The sequence below is a fragment of the Acidovorax sp. 210-6 genome (assembly GCF_010020825.1).
GTDB lineage: Bacteria > Pseudomonadota > Gammaproteobacteria > Burkholderiales > Burkholderiaceae_C > Simplicispira > Simplicispira sedimenti.
Genome location: NZ_JAACJE010000001.1, coordinates 2,734,097 through 2,755,658 on the forward strand (window position 1 = coordinate 2,734,097; position 21,562 = coordinate 2,755,658).

The 21,562-nt window shown below is 64.6% G+C and carries 28 protein-coding genes; 8 read left to right on the forward strand and 20 right to left on the reverse strand.

Annotated features, from left to right (window positions below; translation table 11 throughout):
• Window positions 1-42 precede the first annotated feature (42 nt).
• The 5 genes from GWK50_RS12655 to rpsP form a co-directional block, all read right to left on the reverse strand.
• Window positions 43-759, reverse strand: coding sequence for a CoA pyrophosphatase (locus GWK50_RS12655; RefSeq protein WP_162016845.1), 717 nt, complete (start codon window positions 757-759; stop codon window positions 43-45).
• Between the two features lie 79 nt (window positions 760-838).
• Window positions 839-1,225: a 50S ribosomal protein L19 gene (rplS, locus tag GWK50_RS12660; protein ID WP_162016846.1), complete on the reverse strand. Its 387-nt coding sequence runs from the start codon at window positions 1,223-1,225 to the stop codon at window positions 839-841.
• Between the two features lie 108 nt (window positions 1,226-1,333).
• Window positions 1,334-2,101 (reverse strand): tRNA (guanosine(37)-N1)-methyltransferase TrmD, encoded by a 768-nt coding sequence (gene trmD, locus GWK50_RS12665; RefSeq protein ID WP_162016847.1) that lies wholly within the window; start codon window positions 2,099-2,101, stop codon window positions 1,334-1,336.
• A gap of 7 nt (window positions 2,102-2,108) precedes the next feature.
• The gene (gene rimM, locus GWK50_RS12670) at window positions 2,109-2,678 is read right to left on the reverse strand and encodes a ribosome maturation factor RimM (RefSeq protein WP_162016848.1); all 570 of its coding nucleotides are present in this window, start codon (window positions 2,676-2,678) and stop codon (window positions 2,109-2,111) included.
• A 74-nt stretch (window positions 2,679-2,752) separates the two neighbouring features.
• Window positions 2,753-3,004 carry a 30S ribosomal protein S16 gene (rpsP, locus tag GWK50_RS12675; RefSeq protein ID WP_162016849.1) on the reverse strand — a complete coding sequence of 84 codons (252 nt, stop codon included), beginning with the start codon at window positions 3,002-3,004 and terminating at the stop codon, window positions 2,753-2,755.
• Window positions 3,005-3,136: 132 nt separating this feature from the next.
• Between rpsP and GWK50_RS12680 the strand changes: the two genes are divergently transcribed.
• Both GWK50_RS12680 and GWK50_RS12685 read left to right on the forward strand, forming a co-directional pair.
• On the forward strand, window positions 3,137-3,658 hold the full coding sequence (locus GWK50_RS12680; protein ID WP_162016850.1) for a GNAT family N-acetyltransferase: 522 nt from the start codon (window positions 3,137-3,139) through the stop codon (window positions 3,656-3,658).
• A gap of 7 nt (window positions 3,659-3,665) precedes the next feature.
• Window positions 3,666-4,136, forward strand: coding sequence for a TM2 domain-containing protein (locus GWK50_RS12685; protein ID WP_162016851.1), 471 nt, complete (start codon window positions 3,666-3,668; stop codon window positions 4,134-4,136).
• A gap of 51 nt (window positions 4,137-4,187) precedes the next feature.
• Here the strand turns inward: GWK50_RS12685 and GWK50_RS12690 are convergent, their stop codons facing one another.
• The 8 genes from GWK50_RS12690 to GWK50_RS12725 all read right to left on the reverse strand — a co-directional run bounded on the left by GWK50_RS12690 (window position 4,188) and on the right by GWK50_RS12725 (window position 11,690).
• Window positions 4,188-5,198, reverse strand: a complete 1,011-nt coding sequence (locus GWK50_RS12690) for an inorganic phosphate transporter (RefSeq protein WP_162016852.1) — start codon at window positions 5,196-5,198, stop codon at window positions 4,188-4,190.
• A gap of 26 nt (window positions 5,199-5,224) precedes the next feature.
• On the reverse strand, window positions 5,225-5,872 hold the full coding sequence (locus GWK50_RS12695; RefSeq protein ID WP_162016853.1) for a DUF47 domain-containing protein: 648 nt from the start codon (window positions 5,870-5,872) through the stop codon (window positions 5,225-5,227).
• Between the two features lie 128 nt (window positions 5,873-6,000).
• Window positions 6,001-6,363: a DMT family protein gene (locus GWK50_RS12700; protein WP_162018112.1), complete on the reverse strand. Its 363-nt coding sequence runs from the start codon at window positions 6,361-6,363 to the stop codon at window positions 6,001-6,003.
• Between the two features lie 132 nt (window positions 6,364-6,495).
• Window positions 6,496-7,221 carry an ABC transporter ATP-binding protein gene (locus GWK50_RS12705; protein WP_162016854.1) on the reverse strand — a complete coding sequence of 242 codons (726 nt, stop codon included), beginning with the start codon at window positions 7,219-7,221 and terminating at the stop codon, window positions 6,496-6,498.
• Window positions 7,222-7,223: 2 nt separating this feature from the next.
• Complete coding sequence (locus GWK50_RS12710) at window positions 7,224-8,006, reverse strand: ABC transporter ATP-binding protein (protein ID WP_162016855.1); 783 nt, start codon at window positions 8,004-8,006, stop codon at window positions 7,224-7,226.
• Window positions 8,007-8,028: 22 nt separating this feature from the next.
• Window positions 8,029-9,105: an ABC transporter ATP-binding protein gene (locus tag GWK50_RS12715; protein ID WP_162016856.1), complete on the reverse strand. Its 1,077-nt coding sequence runs from the start codon at window positions 9,103-9,105 to the stop codon at window positions 8,029-8,031.
• Window positions 9,106-9,118: 13 nt separating this feature from the next.
• Complete coding sequence (locus tag GWK50_RS12720; RefSeq protein WP_162016857.1) at window positions 9,119-10,048, reverse strand: branched-chain amino acid ABC transporter permease; 930 nt, start codon at window positions 10,046-10,048, stop codon at window positions 9,119-9,121.
• Window positions 10,049-10,304: 256 nt separating this feature from the next.
• Window positions 10,305-11,690 carry a replication-associated recombination protein A gene (locus GWK50_RS12725; RefSeq protein ID WP_242455370.1) on the reverse strand — a complete coding sequence of 462 codons (1,386 nt, stop codon included), beginning with the start codon at window positions 11,688-11,690 and terminating at the stop codon, window positions 10,305-10,307.
• Window positions 11,691-11,722: 32 nt separating this feature from the next.
• Here GWK50_RS12725 and GWK50_RS12730 point away from each other — a divergent pair, with 32 nt between their 5' ends.
• The 3 genes from GWK50_RS12730 (at window position 11,723) to GWK50_RS12740 (ending at window position 13,138) form a co-directional block, all read left to right on the forward strand.
• Entirely contained in the window at window positions 11,723-12,112 is a 390-nt protein-coding gene (locus GWK50_RS12730) for a DUF488 family protein (RefSeq protein ID WP_162016858.1), read from the forward strand.
• Window positions 12,112-12,696, forward strand: a complete 585-nt coding sequence (locus GWK50_RS12735) for a uracil-DNA glycosylase family protein (RefSeq protein ID WP_162018114.1) — start codon at window positions 12,112-12,114, stop codon at window positions 12,694-12,696. The genes GWK50_RS12730 and GWK50_RS12735 overlap by 1 nt, the downstream gene beginning before the upstream one ends.
• A gap of 85 nt (window positions 12,697-12,781) precedes the next feature.
• Window positions 12,782-13,138 (forward strand): DUF1304 domain-containing protein, encoded by a 357-nt coding sequence (locus GWK50_RS12740; protein WP_162016859.1) that lies wholly within the window; start codon window positions 12,782-12,784, stop codon window positions 13,136-13,138.
• A gap of 7 nt (window positions 13,139-13,145) precedes the next feature.
• Here the strand turns inward: GWK50_RS12740 and lolA are convergent, their stop codons facing one another.
• From lolA to GWK50_RS12755, 3 genes are all read right to left on the reverse strand, one after another.
• Window positions 13,146-13,778: an outer membrane lipoprotein chaperone LolA gene (lolA, locus tag GWK50_RS12745; protein WP_162016860.1), complete on the reverse strand. Its 633-nt coding sequence runs from the start codon at window positions 13,776-13,778 to the stop codon at window positions 13,146-13,148.
• A 20-nt stretch (window positions 13,779-13,798) separates the two neighbouring features.
• A complete protein-coding gene (locus GWK50_RS20045) occupies window positions 13,799-16,135 on the reverse strand; it encodes a DNA translocase FtsK (protein WP_162016861.1) in 2,337 nt (778 codons plus the stop codon).
• A gap of 61 nt (window positions 16,136-16,196) precedes the next feature.
• Window positions 16,197-16,871, reverse strand: a complete 675-nt coding sequence (locus GWK50_RS12755; RefSeq protein WP_162016862.1) for a Crp/Fnr family transcriptional regulator — start codon at window positions 16,869-16,871, stop codon at window positions 16,197-16,199.
• 180 nt (window positions 16,872-17,051) lie between these two features.
• On the opposite strand from GWK50_RS12755, the gene trxB reads away from it, so the two are divergent.
• The 3 genes from trxB (at window position 17,052) to rpmG (ending at window position 18,633) form a co-directional block, all read left to right on the forward strand.
• Window positions 17,052-18,005, forward strand: coding sequence for a thioredoxin-disulfide reductase (gene trxB / locus GWK50_RS12760; protein WP_162016863.1), 954 nt, complete (start codon window positions 17,052-17,054; stop codon window positions 18,003-18,005).
• A 212-nt stretch (window positions 18,006-18,217) separates the two neighbouring features.
• A complete protein-coding gene (rpmB, locus tag GWK50_RS12765; RefSeq protein ID WP_005797187.1) occupies window positions 18,218-18,451 on the forward strand; it encodes a 50S ribosomal protein L28 in 234 nt (77 codons plus the stop codon).
• An 11-nt stretch (window positions 18,452-18,462) separates the two neighbouring features.
• On the forward strand, window positions 18,463-18,633 hold the full coding sequence (gene rpmG, locus GWK50_RS12770; RefSeq protein WP_162016864.1) for a 50S ribosomal protein L33: 171 nt from the start codon (window positions 18,463-18,465) through the stop codon (window positions 18,631-18,633).
• A 92-nt stretch (window positions 18,634-18,725) separates the two neighbouring features.
• Here the strand turns inward: rpmG and GWK50_RS12775 are convergent, their stop codons facing one another.
• From GWK50_RS12775 to GWK50_RS12790, 4 genes are read right to left on the reverse strand one after another with little or no spacing between them, the layout of a single operon-like run.
• On the reverse strand, window positions 18,726-19,475 hold the full coding sequence (locus GWK50_RS12775; protein ID WP_242455371.1) for a prepilin-type N-terminal cleavage/methylation domain-containing protein: 750 nt from the start codon (window positions 19,473-19,475) through the stop codon (window positions 18,726-18,728).
• Window positions 19,459-20,604, reverse strand: a complete 1,146-nt coding sequence (locus GWK50_RS12780) for a HAMP domain-containing histidine kinase (RefSeq protein WP_162016865.1) — start codon at window positions 20,602-20,604, stop codon at window positions 19,459-19,461. Before GWK50_RS12780 ends, GWK50_RS12775 begins: the two co-directional genes overlap by 17 nt.
• Window positions 20,601-21,293 (reverse strand): response regulator, encoded by a 693-nt coding sequence (locus GWK50_RS12785; RefSeq protein WP_162016866.1) that lies wholly within the window; start codon window positions 21,291-21,293, stop codon window positions 20,601-20,603. Before GWK50_RS12785 ends, GWK50_RS12780 begins: the two co-directional genes overlap by 4 nt.
• Complete coding sequence (locus GWK50_RS12790; protein WP_162016867.1) at window positions 21,286-21,546, reverse strand: hypothetical protein; 261 nt, start codon at window positions 21,544-21,546, stop codon at window positions 21,286-21,288. Before GWK50_RS12790 ends, GWK50_RS12785 begins: the two co-directional genes overlap by 8 nt.
• Between the last annotated feature and the right edge of the window lie 16 nt (window positions 21,547-21,562).

Here is a 21,562-nt window from a genome sequence, read left to right on the forward strand (position 1 = left end):
GAGCGGGGGGAAGCCGCGCAGCGGCTCAAGGGGGGTGCCCCCTTATCCACCTGCGCTCATGAACCGGTAAAAGTTGCGCAGCATGCCCGCCGTCGCGCCCCAGATGAAACGCTGGGTGCCTTCGTCGTCGTAGGGCATGGAGAACCATTCACGCCGCACGCCTTCCCAGACTACGGCGTGGCGCTGGTGGTGGGCGGGGTTGAGCAGAAAGGCCAGCGGCACCTCGAACACGGCCGCCACTTCGTAGGGGTTGGGCTGCAGCGTGAAGCCGGGCTGCACCAGCGCCACCACCGGCGTGATGATGAAGGCAGAACCCGTGCGGTAGATGGGCAGAGCGCCCAGCACCTCGACATAGCGGCGCTCCAGGCCTACTTCCTCGTGCGCCTCGCGCAATGCGGTGTCGGCCGGGCTGGCGTCTTCCGGGTCGGCCTTGCCGCCGGGAAAGGCAATCTGCCCCGAATGCGTGGACAAATGGGCCGTGCGTTCGGTGAGCAGCACCGTGGGCTGGTCGCGCTGCACGATGGGCACCAGCACGGCAGCATGGGCAGGTGCACGGTCGGAAAAGCGGCGCTCGGACGTCAGCTCAGGCTCCCAGACCGGAGGGGCGCCAAAGCGTGCACGCAAGGCCTGGGGCGTTTGCTGATGCACAGGCACGGGAGGCAGGTGGGCATCGATGCCCTCCACCGGAACGCTGCGCGGATCGAAGTCGGGCAAGCGCGCAGTGTCTGGTTGGCTGCGGGGGGAAGGCGTCGTGCTCATGCTCAGAGGATGTCACAAAACAAAAAGCCGCTGCGGGCAATTGCCAGCAGCGGCCTGTGCAAACCAGCGTGAGGAGACCTTACGCGTTGGCTCCGTCCGTGGTCTTGACACGGGAAGGCAGCTTTTCCTTGATACGTGCAGACTTGCCGCTGCGGTCGCGCAGATAGTACAGCTTGGCACGGCGCACATCGCCGCGACGCTTGACTTCGATCTTGGCGATCAGCGGGCTGTAGGTCTGGAAGGTACGCTCCACGCCTTCGCCGCTGGAGATCTTGCGCACGGTGAAAGCGCTGTTGATGCCGCGGTTGCGCTTGGCGATGACCACGCCTTCGTAGGCCTGCACGCGCTTGCGGTTGCCTTCAACGACGTTCACGCTGACGATGACGGTGTCGCCGGGGCTGAAGTCAGGAATGGTTTTGCCGAGGCGGGCGATTTCTTCCGCTTCGAGGATCTGGATCAGGTTCATGCTTGCATCCTAGCGATCTTGCCCGCGCCAGAATTGGCTTTGTCAGGACGGACCTGTGTGCCTTGCACCCTTGCAAGGCGGCCGGGTAGAGGATCGAAAAGCCTTTGATTATAACCGTTCGGCAAGATCATCCAAGACCCGCTGGTCCTGGGCGCTCAGGCGCCCTGCCGCTCGCGCCGCAGCGATCAGATCGGGGCGGTGCTGGGCCGTCAACCGCAGGCGCTGCGCGCGGCGCCACAGTTCGATATGGGCATGGTGGCCCGAGAGCAGTTCGCCGGGCACGCTGCGACCTTCCCAGACCTCGGGACGGGTGTAGTGTGGGCAGTCGAGCAGGCCGTCGAGCTGCGGATTGAAGCTGTCGAGCTGGTGGCTGCCCTCGTCGCCCAGCACGCCCGGCTGCAAGCGCGCCACGGCGTCCAGCAGCGCCAGCGCGGCGATCTCGCCGCCCGAAAGCACGAAGTCGCCCAGGCTGATCTGCACATCGACCTCGGCGTCGATAAAGCGCTGGTCTATGCCCTCGTAACGCCCGCACAGCAGAATGGCGCCGCTGCTGACGGACCACTGCGCCACCGCGCCATGGTCCAGGCGCTGGCCAATGGGCGAGAACAGCACCAGCGGTACCTGTGTCGCTACCGCCTCGGCACGATCGGCACGGATGGCGGCCAGGCAGCGTGCCAGCGGCTCGGCCATCATCACCATGCCGGGGCCACCGCCAAAGGGGCGGTCGTCCACGCGGCGGTAGTTGCCTTCGGCATGGTCGCGCGGGTTCCACAGGCGCACATCGACCTGGCCCGAAGCGAACGCGCGGCGCGTCACGCCGCTGGCCATGAAAGGAGCGAACAGCTCGGGAAACAGGGTGATGATGTCAAAGCGCATGGGACCTTCAGTAGTCCGGCTGCCAGTCCACGGTGATGCGTCGGCCAGCCAGATCCACCTGATCCACAAAGGCAGCAACGAAGGGAATCATGCGCTCGATGGGCTTGTCGCCCTGTTCCTGCTGGAGCACCAGCACAGTCTGCGGGCCGGTGGAGAGCAGGTCGCGCACCTCGCCCAGGGAGACACCTTCACGGTTGATGACTTCCAGACCGATCAGATCGACCCAGTAGTACTCGCCGTCCTGCGCTGCCGGGAAATCCGTGCGCGAAAGAAAGATGCGCGCGCCGCGCAGCAGCTCGGCCGCGTTGCGGTCCGCCACGTTCTGAGCGTGGGCCACCACGCTGTCGGAATGCTCACGCACCTGGCGGATGTCCAGCATGGCCGTGCCGCTGAAGGTGCGCGCGCCCTTTTCCGAAGGCTGAAGGTACCAGCGCCGGGCCGCGAACAAGGCCTGTGGCTGTGCGCTGTGGGGCAGCACCTTGAACCAACCCTTGACGCCCCAGGCGTCCCCGATGCGCCCGACCTCGATGGCATCGGACGGGAGTTCTGTGGCGGCGAGAGGAAAGGCAGTGGTCATGGCAAGGCAATGAAAAAAGGCGGGTTCCGTCAGTGGGGCACCGACGCAACCCGCCCTATCGGGACCGTGTGGACTCAGGCCAGTTTCTTGGCAGCCACCTTGATCAGGCGCTCCACGGCGGGAGACGGCTGGGCGCCCACGCCTTGCCAGTAGGCCAGGCGGTCCTGGGCCACGCGCAGGCCTTCTTCGGATTCCTTGGCCAGGGGGTTGTAGAAGCCCAGGCGCTCGATGAAGCGGCCATCACGGCGCTCGCGCTTGTCGGCCACGACGATGTGATAGAACGGACGGGCCTTGGCGCCGCCGCGGGAGAGTCGAATAACGACCATGATTTATCCTTCGGGTGGTGGGCCAGGCGCACAATGCCAGGCCACATGTATTCACAGCGTTTGAGACACGCGACATGGCCACCCGGCCAGCGACACGCTGCAAAGCCGCTGATTATATCTTCTTTACCCTTCATGCTACAGATCCGCCCGAGTCAGGACGGCGATATTGCCGCCATCACCACCATCTACGCCCACCATGTGCTGCACGGCACAGGCACATTCGAGATCGATCCCCCCATCGAAGCCGACATGGCCCAGCGCCGCGCCGATGTGCTGGCACGCGGTCTGCCCTGGCTGGTGGCCGAGCGCGATGGCCAGGTGCTGGGCTTTGCCTATGCCAACTGGTTCAAGCCCCGCCCGGCCTACCGCTTCACGGCCGAAGACTCCATCTACGTGGCCGATACCGCACGCGGCAGCGGCGTGGGCCGGGCACTGCTGCAGGCGCTGGTGGAGCAGGCACAGGCCGATGGTCTGCGCAAGCTCATCGCCGTGATTGGAGATTCGGCCAACGCAGGCTCCATCGGGCTGCACCGTGCCTTGGGCTTTACCGAGGTCGGCGTACTGCGTGCCATGGGCTGGAAGCATGGCGCCTGGCGCGACATCGTGCTGATGGAAAAACCCCTGGGCGCCGCAGACAGCACCGCACCCGAATAATGGGCCCATGAAAAGCAAAACCACGGCCGCATGGTTGGCCTTCGTTGGGGGGCCGCTGGGCCTGCACCGCTTCTATCTCCACGGATTCTGGGATCTGCCCGGCTGGCTGCTGCCGGTGCCTACGGCCCTGGGTCTGTACGGCATTGAGCGGGTGCAGCAGCATGGGCAGGACGACCATCTGAGCTGGCTGCTCATCCCCCTGCTGGGCTTTACCTTTGCGGGCTGCGCCCTGCGCGCCATTCTGTATGCGCTCACTCCACCCGAGCGCTGGAACGCCCGGTTCAACCCAGGGACGGAACCAGACACCCCCGCAGGGCACACGCACTGGGGCACCATTGGTGCGATTGTGGCCTCCCTGATGGTGGGGACCGGGGTGCTGATGGCCAGCCTGGCGTTCAGCTTTCAGCGCTATTTCGAATACCAGATCGAGGAAGCGCGCAAAATATCCCAGCCGAGCCAAGCTCCCATAGAAAAATAGCACGCAGCGCTTGTATATCGAGCGCTGCGTGCTATATTTTTTATAGCAATCTCAGTAGAGCTGCAAACTCACCCAGTAAGCCACCGCGGCCACAAAGGCGCTGGCCGGAATCGTCAGAATCCAGGCCCAGACGATGTTGCCCGCCACACCCCAGCGCACGGCGCTGGCGCGCTGCGTGGAGCCCACACCCACGATCGCACCGGTGATGGTGTGCGTGGTGGACACCGGGATGCCCAGCATGGTGGCCAGAAACAGCGTCATGGCGCCCCCCGTTTCGGCGCAGAAGCCGCCCACGGGCTTGAGCTTGGTGATCTTCTGCCCCATGGTCTTGACGATGCGCCAGCCACCAAACATGGTGCCCAGACCGATGGCGGCGTAGCACACCACAATGGTCCAGGTGGGTGGAGACGATTCGGTGGCAGAGGTATAGCCCGTGGCGATCAGCAGCAGCCAGATGATGCCGATGGTCTTTTGTGCATCATTGCCGCCATGGCCCAGGCTGTAGGCACCTGCCGAAAGCAGCTGCAAGCGGCGGAACCACTTGTCCACGCTGCTGGGGCGGGTGCGGCGGAACAGCCAGGCCACGGCCACCATCATCAACGAACCCAGCGTAAAGCCCAACAGCGGCGAGACAAAAATGAAGGCCACAGTTTTGAGAATACCCTTGGCGATGAGTGCGCTGGCACCCGCCTTGGCAATGACTGCGCCCACGATGCCACCGATCAGCGCGTGCGAGGAACTGCTGGGAATGCCGTAATACCAAGTGATCACGTTCCAGGTGATGGCACCCACCAGCGCACCAAAGACCACATGCGTATCGACCACCCCAGGCTCGACGATGCCCTTGCCAATGGTCGCCGCCACACTGAGGTGAAAGACAAAGATGGCGATGAAGTTGAAAAACGCGGCGAACACCACGGCCTGACCGGGGCGCAACACGCCGGTCGAAACGACGGTGGCGATGGAGTTGGCCGCGTCGTGAAACCCGTTCATGAAGTCGAACACGACGGCCAGCGCCACCAGCAGCACCACGACCCACAGGGCAGTTTGTACGGTATCCATGGAAATGAACCGCTCGCGCCGGGGAATCAGGAATTTTCGAGGACGATGCCCTCGATCACGTTGGCCACATCCTCGCACTTGTCGGTGATGGTCTCGAGCAACTCGTAGATGGCCTTGAGCTTGATGAGTTCGCGCACGTCCTCTTCCTCCCGGAACAGCTTGCTCATGGCGCTGCGCAACACGCGGTCGGCATCACTTTCCAGCCGATCGATTTCTTCACAGGTCTTGAGGGCGGCCTCGGCCGTGGCCGGATCGGCCAGCTTGCTTAGCAGCTTGACGGCATCGCGCAGGCGCTCGCAGCACTTGACGCTCAGCTCCGTCAGACGCGTGATTTCCTCCGTCATGCTGCGCACGTCGTAAAGGCTCATGGTCTCGGCCGAGTCCTGGATCAGGTCGGCCACATCATCCATGGTGTTGATCAGCGAATGGATCTGCTCGCGGTCGATGGGCGTGATGAAGGTCTTGTGGATGGCACGGCTGACCTCCTGCGTCACACGGTCCGCAGAGCGCTCGGCGTTGTCCACGTCCTGGGCGTACTTGTCACGCAGGTGCGGTTCGTTGTAGTTGGAAACGAGCTGCGAAAACGCACGCGCCGCTTCGACGATGCGGTCAGCGTGCTGGTTGAACAATTCGAAGAAATTGCCTTCGCGTGGCAAGAGCTTGCCAAAAAGCATGGGAACTCCCGGTGGAACAGGTAATTTTTGAAGGAAATGTAACCAAATGGTGACAATTTCGTGAATCGATGGAGTTTAACCGCTGTGGTGCACCACGCGGGTGCAGACCCTCCAGGCTATGACTTGCCTCAAGCACCCCGAAAAATGAAGTACACCGCCCCCACCATGCACAAGCCCGCCCAGAGGTAGTCCCATTTGAGGGGCTGGTTGAGGTAGAACACCGCAAAGGGGACAAACACCGTCAGGGTGATGACTTCCTGCAGGATCTTGAGCTGCCCGACGTTGAACTGGGTGTACCCGATGCGATTGGCCGGAACCTGCAACAGGTACTCGAACAGCGCAATACCCCAGCTCACCAGGGCCGCCACGTACCAGGGTGCCGTGGCCAGGTTCTTGAGATGCCCGTACCAGGCAAAGGTCATGAACACATTGCTGGCCACCAGCAGCAGAACGGTCTGCAGCGAAATGGGCAGGGACTGGAGCAGTGTCATCATGGCAAAAATACCAATGAAAAAGGCCCGAAAGGCAATACCATCAAGCGTAAACAGCTATGAATAGTATAGCAATCAGGCCCTGTGCAGCGCAGCCCGGGCCCCTGCGGGCAGTGGGTGCGCGCCAGCAGATCACTCGCCCAGGTAGGCGGCGCGCACCTTGGGGTCGCTCAGCAGCTCCTGGCCAGGACCGGTCATGGTGATCAGGCCGGACTCCATCACGTAGCCGCGGTCGGCGATGGCCAACGCGCGGCTGGCGTTCTGCTCGACCAGCACGATGGTCACGCCCAGGGCGTACACGTCGCGCACCACCTCGAAGATCTTGTCCACCATGATGGGCGACAGGCCCATGGAGGGCTCGTCCAGCAGCAGCACCTTGGGCTGGCTCATCAGCGCGCGACCCATGGCCAGCATCTGCTGTTCGCCACCCGACATGGTGCCAGCCAGCTGGTCCTTGCGCTCGCGCAGGCGCGGGAAGATGGTGAACATCTTCTCGATGTCGGCCAGGATGCCGGCCTTGTCGCTGCGCGTGTAGGCGCCCATTTGCAGGTTCTCGGTGATAGTCATGCGCGCGAACACGCCGCGGCCTTCCGGCACCATGACCAGGCCCTTCTTCACCAAGTCCCAGGCGCCCTTGCCCTTGATGCTCTCGCCCAGGTACTCGATGTCGCCGTCGTTCATCGGCAGCGTGCCGGTGATGGCCTTCATGGTGGTGGTCTTGCCGGCGCCGTTGGAGCCGATCAGCGACACCAGCTCGCCTTCGCGCACTTCAAAGTCCACGCCCTTGACGGCCTGGATGCCGCCGTAGGCCACCTTCAGGCCCTTGACCTTCAGCAATACGTTCGTCTTTTCGGCCATGCTCAGTGTCCTCCGGTGCCCAGATAGGCCTCAATCACTTTTTCGTTCTTCTGCACATCGGCGGGCGTGCCTTCGGCGATCTGCTTGCCGTAGTCGAGCACGGTCACGCGGTCGCACAGGCCCATCACCAGCTTCACGTCATGTTCGATCAGCAGGATGGTGCGGTTGTCCTTGCGAATCTGGTCGATCAGCTCGCGCAGCTGCACTTTCTCGGTGGCGTTCATGCCGGCGGCCGGTTCGTCCAGCGCGATGAGCTGCGGGTCGGTGGCCAGGGCGCGGGCGATTTCCAGGCGGCGCTGGTCGCCGTAGCTCAGCGTGCGGGCCTTGAAGTCGGCAAACTTGCCAATGCCCACGTAGTCCAGCAGCTCCTGCGCCCGACGGCGGATGGCGGCCTCTTCGTCCTTGAAGCCCTTGGTGCGCAGGATGGCACCCAGCAGGCCCGAGCCCGTGCGAATGTGGCGCCCCACCATCACGTTCTCCAGTGCCGTCATTTCGGCAAACAGGCGGATGTTCTGGAAGGTGCGGGCAATGCCCGCCTTGGCCACCTCGTGCACGGCCGTCGGCTCGTAGGGCTTGCCTGCCAGCTCGAAGGTGCCGCTGTCGGGCGTGTACAGGCCGGTGATCACGTTGAAGAACGTGGTCTTGCCCGCGCCGTTGGGACCGATCAGGCCATAGACCTGACCACGCTGGATGGTGATGCCCACGTCGGACAGGGCCTGCAAGCCGCCGAAGCGCTTGGAAATGCCGGCGACCTTCAGCACCACGTTGTTGTTTTGTTCTGCCATGTTCAAACTCTCTGCGCTGGGTTCAGGTCTTCTGCGTCAGGCTCTTGCCGTGCTCGGGTGCGGGCCACAGGCCACGCGGACGCAGCAGCATCACGATGATCATGGCCAGCGCGATGAGGAGCTGGCGCAGGATGGCGGCGTCCAGGCGGCCATCGGTCATGGCCTGCAGCGGACCAGCCACGTAACGCAGCACTTCGGGCAGGGCCGACAGCAGCACGGCCCCCAGGATCACGCCCGGCAGGTGGCCGATACCGCCCAGCACCACCATGGCGACGATCATCACCGATTCCATCAGACTGAAGGATTCGGGCGAGACGAAGCCCTGAAAGGCCCCGAACATGGCACCCGACACACCACCGAACGAAGCGCCCATGGCAAAGGCCAGCAGCTTCATGTTGCGGGTGTTGATACCCATGGCCTTGGCGGCGATTTCGTCTTCACGGATGGCCATCCAGGCGCGGCCGATGCGCGAATCCTGCAGGCGGTAGCAGATCACGATGGAGATCAGCACCAGCGCCAGGAACAGGTAGTAATACAGCGTGACGGAGTTGATGTCGAACCCGAACAGCTCCAGGCGCTTGCCCAGGTCCAGGCCGAAGATCTGCACCGAGTCGATCTGGCCAATGCCCTTGGGGCCGTTGGTCAGGTTCACAGGGTGGTCCAGGTTGTTCAGGAAGATGCGGATGATCTCGCCGAAGCCCAGCGTCACGATGGCCAGGTAGTCACCACGCAGCTTGAGCGTGGGCGCCCCCAGCAAGGCCCCAAAGAACGCCGCTAACACCGCTGCCGCCGGTATCACCAGCCACAGCGAGGTGTGCAGCCCGTTGGGGAACATGGCCGCAAACGCGGCGAAATTGTCCGCCAGGTGGGGCGAAGCCATCAGGCCAAACAGGTAGGCGCCCACGGCGTAGAACGCCACATAGCCCAGGTCCAGCAGGCCGGCGTAGCCCACCACGATGTTCAGGCCCAGGGCCAGCAGCACATACAGCAGTGCGATGTCGGCGATGCGCACCCAGGCGTTGCCGAAGGATTGCAGGAGGAGCGGCAGCACCAGCAGTGCAATGCCACCCAGGATCCAGTTGACTTTGGTGTTCTTCATGGTGTGGTGCTCCTCAGGCGCGATCCGCCACACGCTCACCCAGCAGGCCCGAGGGGCGCAGCGTCAGGATGATGATGAGCACGATGAACGCGAAGATGTCGGTGTAGTGGCTGCCCAGCAGGCCGCCCGTCAGGGTGCCGATGTAGCCCGAGCCGATGGCTTCGATCAGGCCCAGAAGGATGCCGCCGACCACGGCACCGGCGAGGTTGCCGATACCACCGAACACGGCTGCCGTGAAGGCCTTCAGGCCTGGCAGGAAGCCCATGGTGTGCTGCGCCGTACCGTAGTTGGACGCATACATGATGCCGGCGATGGCGGCCAGAACGGCACCAATGATGAAGGTGGCCGAGATCACCATGTCGGGCTTGACGCCCATGAGCGCCGCCACACGGGGGTTTTCTGCCGTGGCGCGCATGGCGCGGCCCAGGTTGGTGTGATTGACCAAATACATCAGCGAGGCCAGGGCCACCGCCGTCACGCCCAGGATCAGCACCTGGGTGGGCGTGATGTAAGCGCCGCCGATCTCGAACGGGGTCGAGGACAGCAGCGTGGGATAAGGTTTGTAGTTGGGCTTCCAGATGATCATGGCCAGCGTCTGCAGCAGGATGGACATGCCGATGGCCGTGATCAGGGGAGCCAGGCGCGGACTGCTGCGCAAGGGCTTGTAGGCGACCTTCTCGATCGTGAAGTTCAGGGTTGCTGCCACCACACACGCGATGAGCGTGGCCAAGAGCAGGATGACCCAGCCAGGCGCTCCGGGCATGGCCCCTTGCATCAGGCCGATGCAGCTCCAGCTGGTCAGTGCACCGATCATGAGCACCTCGCCGTGGGCGAAGTTGATCAGTTGAATGATGCCGTACACCATGGTGTAGCCCAAGGCTATCAAGGCGTACATGCTGCCGAGAACCAGACCGTTGATGATCTGCTGCAGCAAAATTTCCATAACAGAAGTCCTTCGTTTGTGACGGGATCCCGGATTGGTGGCACCAGGATTGGTACAGCCTTTTGGGCCCGCCTGCCATCTAGCAAAAAACCCGCCGGAGATTCAGCCATGCGGGTTTGGTGGACGCGATTGTAGCGACTTGCATCAGAGCGGCCCTCCCCCCTCCCGGAGGGGTTTTCCCTTGGGTTGACGCCGTATCAGTCAGCTTCTGTCTGCATAAGAAATCGCGATATAACGCCGTTTTCAGGCTGCGACCTTATTTCACGCCCGTCTCATTCTTGGGCAAATGCGTGACGTCAACGGCCGCTTGGGCATTTCGCTGACGCAACTCTTCGAGCTTGTCTGCAATGCGGATCTCCAGTCCGCGCTGCACCGGCTGATAGAACCCAGGCGCAGCCATCCCCTCGGGCAGGTAGGTTTCGCCAGCGGCAAAGCCGCCTTCCTCGTCGTGCGCGTAGCGGTAGCCCTTGCCGTAGTCCAGCTGCTTCATGAGCTGGGTGGGCGCGTTGCGCAGGTGCATGGGCACGGGGCGCGTGCCGTCCTGCTTCACGAAGGCGCGGGCCGCGTTGTAGGCCTTGTAAACGGCGTTGGACTTGGGCGCCACGGCCAGATAGACCACGCATTCGGCCAGCGCCAGCTCGCCCTCGGGGCTGCCCAGGCGCTCGTACACCTCGGCGGCGTCCAGCGCCAGGCGCAGCGCGCGCGGGTCGGCCAGGCCGATGTCCTCGCTCGCCATGCGCACCAGGCGGCGCGCCATGTAGCGCGGGTCGGCGCCACCGTCAAGCATGCGCACCAGCCAGTACAGCGCGGCGTCGGGGTCGGAGCCGCGCACCGACTTGTGCAACGCGCTGATGGTGTCGTAGAACTGCTCGCCACCCTTGTCGTAGCGGCGCATGCGCTCGCCCAGCACCTTGAGCACCCAGGCATCGGTGATCTCCACCAGCTGCTCCTGCGCCGCCGCCATCTCCAGCGTCTCCAGAGTGTTGAGCAGACGCCGCGCATCGCCATCGGCGTAGGCCACAAGGCGCTCAATCGCTTCACTTTCGATAGCACGCAGCGCTTGGCTAGCTTGGGCCAGAGCCACAATTTGCTTCAAATCATCAGCCGACAAGGGCTGCAGCACATACACCGCCGCGCGTGACAGCAGGGCCGAGTTGACCTCGAACGAGGGGTTCTCGGTGGTCGCGCCGATGAAGGTGAACAGGCCGCTTTCGACATGCGGCAGGAAGGCGTCCTGCTGGCTCTTGTTGAAACGGTGCACCTCATCGACGAAGACGAGGGTGCGCTGCTGCATCAGGCCGTCGCGCGCGTTTTCGGCCTGCTGCACGGCGTCGCGGATGTCCTTCACGCCGCCGAGCACCGCGCTGATGCTGATGAACTGCGCGTCGAACGCATCGGCCATGAGGCGCGCGATGGTGGTCTTGCCCACGCCCGGCGGGCCCCACAGGATGCAGCTGTGCGGCCGGCCCGACTCGAACGCCAGGCGCAACGGCATGCCCGGCCCCAGCACATGCTGCTGGCCGATGACTTCGGAAAGCCGGCGCGGGCGCAGGCGCTCGGCCAGGGGCTGGTGGGGGGCAACGGACGGTTTCACGGTAACCACGATGGTAGCGGGCAAATGCCAGCCGACCGGGTCTGCCATGGCTCAGAATGCTCGCCACGGAGGTTCTCCCCATGGCAATCCGCATCGTTCAACTCGGCAGCCCACGCGCCCTCGACGAAGGCACCCGTATCGGCACCGTACGCCGCCCGCCGCGCGGCGTGCCCAAAGAGCAGTTCGCGGCGCAGGACTGGTACGACGTCTGGTTCCCCAACCTCGCGCCCAGCCCCGAGACCGTGAAACAGGCCCAGGCCGCCGCCACGCCCCAGGAATGGACCGCCTTCGTGCGCAAGTACCGCGCCGAGATGGCCACGCCCGAGAACCGCCACACCCTGGCGCTGCTGGCCCGCATGTCGCAGGACGCAAACTTCTCCGTCGGCTGCTACTGCGAGGACGAGTCGCACTGCCACCGCTCGGTGCTGCGCGAACTGCTGGCCGAGGCCGGTGCCCAGATCACACCGTGATGCCGGGCGAGCCGCTCGGCACCCTGCTCACCCGCGTGCGCGCCTGCCAGCTGTGCGCCGCGCACCTGCCCCACGGCCCGCGCCCGGTACTGCAGGCCCATGCCGAGGCGCGCATCCTGATCGCCGGCCAGGCGCCGGGCCGCAAGGTGCATGCCTCGGGCATTCCGTTCGACGATGCCAGCGGCGAGCGCCTGCGCGCCTGGCTGGGCATCGGACGCGACACCTTCTACGACCCGCGCCAGGTGGCCATCCTGCCCATGGGCTTTTGCTACCCCGGCACGGGCCGCTCGGGCGACCTGCCGCCGCGACCCGAATGCGCCCCGGCCTGGCGCCAGCCCCTGCTGGACCATTTGCCACACCTGCGCCTAACGCTGGTGCTGGGCCAGCATGCGCTGGCCTGGCATCTGCCGCAGCACCGTGGCCCGCTCACCGATGCCGTGCGCCGGTGGCGCGACCACGGCCCCACCCTGCTGGTGCTGCCACACCCCAGCCCGCGCAACAACGGCTGGCTACACCACAACCCGTGGTTTGACTCGGAGCTGTTGCCCGAGCTGCGCTCCCGCGTCGCGCGCGCATTGGGCTGAGCGCCCTTGTTGTAGCGCCAGCAAGATTGGGCGTACACGGCTATGCTCTACGCCCTCTTGATCGATGGAATGCTGGAATTTCGCCATGTCCCTTGCCGCCAACGCCGTCATCGCCCTGATCGGGCTGCTCCACGTTTACATCCTGGTGCTGGAGATGTTCCTCTGGGACAAGCCCGCAGGACGGCGCGCCTTTGGCATGACGCAGGAAATGGCCACGGCCACCAAGACGCTGGCCGCCAACCAGGGGCTGTACAACGGCTTCCTGGCGGCAGGCCTGTTCTGGGGCCTGTGGCTGGGCGATGCAGGCCAGTCGGTGAAGGTGTTCTTCTTGCTCTGCGTATTGGCAGCAGGCCTGTACGGTGCGGCCACAGCCAGCCGCAAGATCCTGTTCATCCAGGCGGTGCCAGCGGCCATCGGACTAGGGCTGCTGGCGCTGGCTTGAGTTCTGCCTATTGTTTGAGCACGTCTGCCCCTGCCGGGGGCTTGAACTGGAAGGTGGCCGCCGGCAGCTGCGGGTTGGCCTGCAGCTTGGCAAAACGAAGGGTGGAGCGCTGGCCAAAGCTGTCAAGGATTTCCAGCACCGCCAACTGCCCATCACGAAAACCCACACGCACGTTCTGCAATTGCCCTTCCTTGGCCTTGGGAACGGCCTGCACCCACTCCAAACCATCCTGAGCGGGCGCGGATTCGAGCGTGAAGTCCGCGCGCAGCGCCTGCAGGTCGGGCGCCGAGGCCAGCAGCGCCGCGGGCGTGCTGCCCAGGGCCTGGGCCTGAGGGCGCTGGGTGACCTGGTTCAGGTCCACGTCGTAGAACCAGAGCGTCTGGCCGTCGGCGACGATGGTTTGCTCGAACGGCTTCTGGTACACAAAGCGGAAACGGCCCGGGCGCTGGAATTCGAAGCTGCCGCTGGACGTCTTCTGGCGCGCCGCCTGCCCGTCCTTGGGCGGCGTGGTGACCACCTGCGTGAAATCGGCCCGCGCCGATTGCGTGGCCTTCATGAAGTTTTCAAGGTCTTTCAGGCCATCAGCGCTCGCCCATTGAGCGCAAGCAGCTATCAAAACAGTAGCAAAAATACGTTTCATCCGGGCTCCGGGGGTGTGGGCTACTCGTTGCGAGCGGGAACGAGCACTTCGCGCTGGCCGCTGGCGGTGAGGGCGCTGACCAGGCCTGCTTTTTCCATGTCTTCCAGCAGCCGGGCCGAGCGGTTGTAGCCAATGCGCAGCTTGCGCTGTACGTAGGAGATGCTGGCCTTGCGGTCCTTGAGCACCACCTCCACGGCCTGGTCGTACATGGGGTCTTTCTCGCCGTTCTCGCCCCCACCGTCCAGGGACAGATCACCCTCGCCGTCGATGGTTCCGCCTTCGAGCACGCCTTCGATGTAGTCGGGCTCGCCCTGTTCCTTGAGGTAGTGCACCACGCGGTGCACTTCATCGTCGCTCACGAAGGCGCCGTGCACCCGGATCGGCAGACCGGTGCCGCTGGCCATGTAGAGCATGTCGCCCATGCCCAGCAGCGCCTCGGCACCCATCTGGTCGAGGATGGTGCGGCTGTCGATCTTGGAGCCTACCGAGAACGCAATGCGCGTAGGGATGTTGGCCTTGATGAGGCCGGTAATCACGTCCACGCTGGGGCGCTGCGTGGCCAGGATGAGGTGGATTCCCGCCGCGCGCGCCTTCTGGGCCAGGCGGGCAATCAGCTCTTCGATCTTCTTGCCGACCACCATCATCAGGTCGGCCAGCTCGTCGATGACGACCACGATGTGCGGCAGGCGCTGCAACGGCTCGGGCTGCTCGGGCGTGAGGCTGAAGGGGTTGGGGATGGATTCCTCGCGCGCCGCGGCCTCGTCGATCTTGGTGTTGTAGCCCGCCAGGTTGCGCACGCCCAGCTTGCTCATGAGCTTGTAGCGGCGCTCCATCTCGCCCACGCACCAGTTCAGGCCGTGCGCGGCCTGCTTCATGTCGGTGACCACGGGCGCGAGCAGGTGCGGAATGCCTTCATAGACCGACATTTCCAGCATCTTGGGGTCGATCATCAGCAGGCGCACATCCTTGGCCTCGGCCTTGTAGAGCAGCGACAGGATCATGGCGTTGATACCGACCGACTTGCCCGAGCCCGTGGTACCGGCCACCAGCACGTGCGGCATCTTGGCGAGGTCGGCCACCACGGGGTTGCCGACGATGTCCTTGCCCAGGCCCATGGTCAGCAGGCTCTTGGCCTCGTTGTACACCTGCGAGCCCAGGATTTCGCTGAGCTTGATGGTCTGGCGCTTGGCATTGGGCAGCTCCAGCGCCATGGTGGTCTTGCCCGGAATCGTCTCGACCACGCGGATGGACACCAGGCTCAAACTGCGCGCCAGGTCCTTGGCCAGGTTCACCACCTGCGAGCCCTTGACGCCCGTGGCAGGCTCGATCTCGTAGCGCGTGATCACCGGGCCGGGCATGGCGGCCACCACGGTCACGTCCACGCCAAAGTCCTTGAGCTTTTTCTCGATGAGGCGGCTGGTCATGCCCAGGGTTTCAGCAGAAACCACCTCCTTGTGCTGCGCGGCGCCGTCGAGCAGGTCCACCTGCGGCAGGCGGCTGTCGGGCATTTCGGAGAACAGGGGTTTCTGGCGTTCCTTGGCCACACGGGTGCTCTGGGGCACCTCGACCAACACCGGCTCGATGATCTGCACCGGCTGCGGGTGCTGCACCTCGATCTCCTGGCGCTCCTCAAACACCACTTCCTCGCGCTCGCGCGCAGCGCGCTTGCCCTCGGCCACATCACGCGCCAGCTCGCGCCGTGCGCGACCGGACTGCACCAAGGCCTCGATGCGCGCACCGAGCGCCTCGGCCAAATGCCCCCACGAGAAGCCAAACACCAGCGCCACCGCAACCACCACCAGCGCAATGCCCACCAGCCCCGAACCGGTAAAGCCCAGCCACTGCATGGAGACGGGCCCCAACCAGTATCCCAATAGCCCCCCGGCATGGCCCGGAAGTGCCGACTCAAAACGGTACAGGCGCGACCACTCCAGCGCCGTGCTGGCGCACAGCAGCAGCAGCAGCCCACCCCAGAAAAGCATGCGCCCCCACCAGGCGGGACGCTCTGGGGCCGGGCTGCGCGGCGCCTCGCCCGCGCGCATCCAGCGCGCCAGGGCTGCCAGCCAGGCATACACGGCCGCCACCACACCCCACCACACAGAGAAACCCAGCGCAAAGTAGCTGCCATCGGCCAGCCAGGCGCCCAACCGCCCCGCCCAGTTGTGCACTGCCCCGGCGCCCACCCCGGAGGTGGACCAGGCCGCATCCTGCGGCGAATAGCTCAGCAAGGCCAGCAGCCACAGCACCAGCGCCAGCAGGCCCAGCGCCAGACCCGCCTCCTGCCCCAGGCGGGGCACGGTGCGGGGGGGAGACTTGTCAGAGGAAGACGCGTTCAGGGTATTGAGCGAATAGGTCATAGGCGTGCGGGCGCAAGCTTACCGCATGCACCAGGGCCTCAAAACCGCTGCCGGTGCCGCTTCAACCCAAGGTTTGCAAGGGCGTGCACAACAGCGTGGCGCCAGTGGGCAGGGTTTCGATGAAACCACGGTTTTCCAGGTCTTTCATGACGCGGCTGACCATTTCGCGCGAGGCGCCAATGGTTTTGGCCAGGTCCTGGCGGGAAATCTTGTTTTCAATGATTTGCTGGCCTTGGGCATTGGTATGTGCCTGCTCAATGAGCGCATGGGCTACGCGACCGTACACATCCAGCAGCGCCAGCGACTCGATCTTGCGATCGGCCTGGCGCAGGCGCTTGACCAGGCCGCGCATCAGCACCACGCCCATGGACGCGTTCTCCAGCAGGCAACGGGTGAACTCCGCGCGCCCCAGCACCAGCACGTCGGTCTGCACCTCGGCGCGCACGGTGGCCGAATGGGGCTCGTTGTCGATCAGGCTCATTTCCCCCAGATAGTCGCCCTGCCCCAAGGTGGCCAGAATCACCTCGCGCCCCCGGCTGTCGGACGCCATGACGCGGGCGCGCCCGGTCAGCAGCAGAAACAGGGCATCAGACTTCTGGCCCTGCGCCACCAGCACCTCGCCACGCTTGTAGCGGCGCTTGACCACCGCTGAGCTCAGGGCCTCGGCCTGCGCCACCGTCAGCCGGGCAAACAAGGGCACCCTGCGCATCAGATCCAGGTTGGTCAACATTGCCATTGCAGCATCTCCTCAGATCGTGGGGCCGCTCATGGCAGCCACTGATTGTTTTCGTCAATGAACGTGACAGGCAGCGGGGCAGAGGGCAGGAGTCCGCACTTGGTTGATACTTATGCCCTTGACCTTCTTGTTGTGGCCCCGCACTTGCGCGCCACGAACGCACCAACCCGAGCTTTTACCATGTCCAACGCCTTGCACGCCAAAGTCCTGATTCTCGGCTCCGGCCCCGCCGGTTACACCGCCGCCATTTACGCCGCGCGCGCCAACCTGAACCCCGTGCTCATCACCGGCATGGCGCAGGGCGGACAGCTCACCACCACCACCGAGGTGGACAACTGGCCCGCCGACGTGCACGGCGTGCAGGGCCCGGCGCTGATGGAGCGCTTCCTGCAGCACGCCGAGCGCTTCAAGACACAGATCGTCTTCGACCACATCAACAAGGTCGATTTCAGCCAGCGTCCGTTCACGCTCACGGGCGACAGCGGCGTCTATACCTGTGACTCGCTCATCATCGCCACGGGCGCCTCGGCCAAATACCTGGGCCTGCCCTCGGAAGAAGCCTTCATGGGCAAGGGCGTGTCGGCCTGCGCCACCTGCGACGGTTTCTTTTACCGCGACCAGGAAGTCTGCGTGATCGGCGGCGGCAACACCGCCGTGGAGGAGGCGCTGTACCTCTCCAACATCGCCAGCAAGGTCACGCTGGTGCACCGGCGCGACAAGTTCAAGGCCGAACCCATCCTGGTGGACCATCTGATGGAAAAGGTGGCCGCTGGCAAGATCGTGCTCAAGACCTTCTACACCCTGGACGAAGTGCTGGGCGACCAGACCGGCGTGACTGGCATCCGCATCAAGCACACGCAGAACGGCGCCACCGAGGACATTGCGCTGCAAGGCTGCTTCATCGCCATCGGCCACGCGCCCAACACCGAGATCTTCCAGGGCCACCTGGAGCTGGAGAACGGCTACATCGTCACCCAGGGCGGCCTCAAGGGGTTCGCCACGCAGACCTCGGTGCCCGGCATCTTCGCCGCTGGCGACGTGCAGGACCACGTGTACCGCCAGGCCATCACCAGCGCCGGTACGGGTTGCATGGCCGCACTCGACGCGCAGCGCTTCCTGGAACAGCAGGGCTGACCCACCTGCCCGCCCACCAGTCACCGCAAGGGGCTGGCCATGAGTGATGCAAATGCGCTACAATGGCTGGCTTTGCTGCATCCATGGCTCGTGAGAGCTGCGGCAGATTGGGATACCGCCACCCTTTTCATGGCGAGGTGAGGCTGAAGCGAGACAGGCACCACAAGGGGCCTGTCGCCAGTAACAGCCGTTTATGTATCGGAGTGTCCACAATGGCACGCGTATGTGACGTCACGGGCAAGAAGCCCATGGTCGGGAACAATGTTTCCCACGCCAACAACAAAACCAAGCGCCGGTTCCTGCCGAACCTGCAATACCGTCGTTTCTGGGTCGAGAGCGAAAACCGTTGGGTGCGCCTGCGCGTTTCCAGCGCTGCCCTGCGCCTGATCGACAAGAACGGCATCGACTCCGTGCTCGCAGACCTGCGTGCACGTGGCCAGGCTTAAGGAGAAGCACCATGGCAAGCAAAGGCGGACGCGACAAGATCAAGCTGGTGTCCACGGCCGACACCGGTCACTTCTACACCACCACCAAGAACAAGAAGACCATGCCCGACAAGATGTCGATCATGAAGTTCGACCCCAAGGCGCGCAAGCACGTGGAATACAAGGAAGCCAAGCTGAAGTAATTTGGCAAGGTTCCTGAACAAAAAAACCGCCCGGCTATGCCGGGCGGTTTTTTTTATGTCACACCGCAACGCCCCAAGGCGCTGCAGGGTCGTCAATTGATGTCGCGGCAGACGGTATAGGTCTGGTCTTCGCTGTAGGCCGCTGCAGCGCCGCCAGGAACCACGTTGTTCGCCCCCTGGGTTGCGCGGAAAGAGCCATTGTTGGGCCGACCATCATCCAATTGCACATCCAGAGCCGCTGCGGCTTTGCCCGGCACATTGCCCATGCACACCAACTGACGGGCAGCGGCACGCCCTTGCACCAAAGTGGTTGCCGTCACACCCACACGGCCTCCCCAGGCATTCACGGGAAGAGCGTTCACACCCACATCAGCGGGATTGCCAGTGATAAAACCCGAGGCCCGCAGATGCCGGAAGAACGTGGCGCCCTCGCCACCACCCGTGAACGTTTGGCCTGCGTTGACATCGAGAATGCCATTGTTGTTGCCCGCTGCCATCCCTGCCCAAGCAGTCCCACGCGCCGTCAAGTTGGCCACCGGACCATCATCACCGGCCACCTTGCGGTAGCGATCCAGATAGCTGTTGTACGCCGCCACAATGCCATTCATGTCGCTGGCCGCGTTCTTCACGCGCCCGTTCTCGATCAGTTCCTGACCTTTGAGCACACCGCCCAACAGCAGGCCGATGATGACCAGAACAATGGCGATTTCCACCAGCGTGAAGCCAGACTGGGCCTGACGACCCGCGCGGCGCATGGGAAGTGATTGCATCGATGAATCTCCTGTAGAACAAACGGCAGGCAACCCCAATGGCCACCCTTGTAACTTATTGTGCAGAGGCATGGGGGTCCGCAACAGTCAAATTTCTTGACGCTTGGGCGACAGCGCACTCCGACGAGGCCAGCGGAACACGCAACACAAACACCACGCCCTGAGCTTCCTCGCTGGCCTGCAGGTCGCCCCCCGCGTCGCGCAGCGAGCGCCGCGCCTGGTACAGCCCCATGCCCGAGCCCGTGGGTGACTTGAGCGGCTCGAACGCTCTGCGTGGCCACGGTGTGGCCAGGCGCGGTGTGTGCAGGCGCGCTTGCAGCGCGCCCTCGTACACCGTGCATTCGCAACGCAGCGGTACACCCCCAAGACGCGCACCACTGTCGCGTGCAAGATTGGAAAAGATATTGTCCAGCGCACGCTCCAGGGCCAGGGCCTGGGCAGACTCCAGCACCAGTGGCGGCAGCCCACTGCCCTCGTCTGGGCCCATGTCGATGGCGATGGCCAGGCCCGCCAGTTCCGCAGCGTTGTGCAGCAAGTCCAGGGCCTGGACGGGCGGTTCGTCCTCGGCGGGAACCTGCGTTGGTGCCTCGGTCGCAGCCAGCAGCTTGTGGGCACGCGCCTGCAGCAGGGGCGCCTGGCGCTGCAGGCGCTGCGCCAAACGCGGGAGCTGCTCAGGCGTGGCGGCACCAAACTCCTCGGCCAGCAGGCCCACCCATTGAGCGAGGTTGCGCATGTCGTGCTGCCAATACAACTGCACCTGCGCGCGCTGCGCCAGCGCCACGGCCACCGCCTGGGTGCGCTCGCGCATGCGCGAGAGCCAGGTTTGCGCAAACACGTCCAGCACGGCCAGCGCCAGCACCCGCGCTTCGTCGGTGCGGGCCACATCGGCCCAGCGCAGTTCGATCTGGCAGTCCGGCCCGGCGCTGAGCGTCTGGCGCGGCCAGTGCGCGGCCAAAGGCTGCCCCCATTGGCCGCGCACCGCGTCGCCAAACCACAGCCCCTCCCAGGCGATGCCCGCAATGCCCGAGCGCTCCAGAATGGGCCAGGCACGCTCGGGCCAGCGCAGCGGGTGCATGTCGGCGGGCAGGGCCAGCAGCTCGGCCAGGCAGCGGCGCATGCGCTGCCCGCGGTGCCACACCGCCCAGGCCGCCAGCAGCAGTACCAACCCCAGGGTCACCAGCATCCAGGGCAGCGAGTTCATGCGTTGCTTCCCGGATCGGTGTCTGGTGATGCCTGGCGCTGAATACCGAATTTCTTCATGTGGTAGTAAAGCTGCTCCCGCTCCAACCCCAAGGCGCGGGCGGCGGCAGCCACGTTGAAGCCGTTGCTGCCCAACACATGGCGTATGAGCTGCTCGGCCACCTGGTCGCTGGCTTCGCGCACCCCTTCGGACAACTGGGCAGACACCGAGAGGTGCAGCCGCCCCTGGGCCCACAACTCCTGCTGGCGCAGGGAGAACCATGCCGCACGCTCCAGCGCCTGGCGCAACACCGCCGCCGTCACGGGCTTGGTCAGAAAGTCGAAGGCACCCGCGTGTACCGCCTGCTGGCCCACGGTCTTTTCATGCTGGCCGGTGAGCACGATGGCATGCAGCACCGGCCACCGCGCCACCAGTTGCGACAGCAGCAACAGGCCTTCGTCCGGACGGCTGGGAAGTGGCGGCAAGCCCATGTCCAGCAAAGCCACGCAGGCCTGGCCCTTAGGCACCTCGTGCTCCAACAACTGGAGCGCCTGGCTGCGATCATGCGCCACCAGCACCGGCCAGCCCTCGTCCTGCAAGGACTGCGCTACCCAATCCGAGAGCACCGGATCGTCCTCGACCCAGAGCACCGGACAGCGGCCCGGCACCTGCGCGGGCGGCAGTGCGGGGGAAGCCTGCGGCTCAGTCATGGTCCCCTAAAAACGCTGCCACGGTAGGACCAATGGCCACCGTGAAGCCCACGAACAACAGCACAAAGCCACCGACCACGCGCAGCAACAGCCATTCGCTGGCGGTATCGGCGGATACCGCTAGACAGGCATAGCCCGCCAACAGCAGCAGGATGCCCGCCACCTGCTGCCAGCGGCGGCGCTGCTTGCGCGTGCGCAAGGCCCGGTGCAGGCTGGCGCGGGTGTAGGCGGAATCTTCAAAACCCTGGGGCATGGGCGTTCAATGGCTA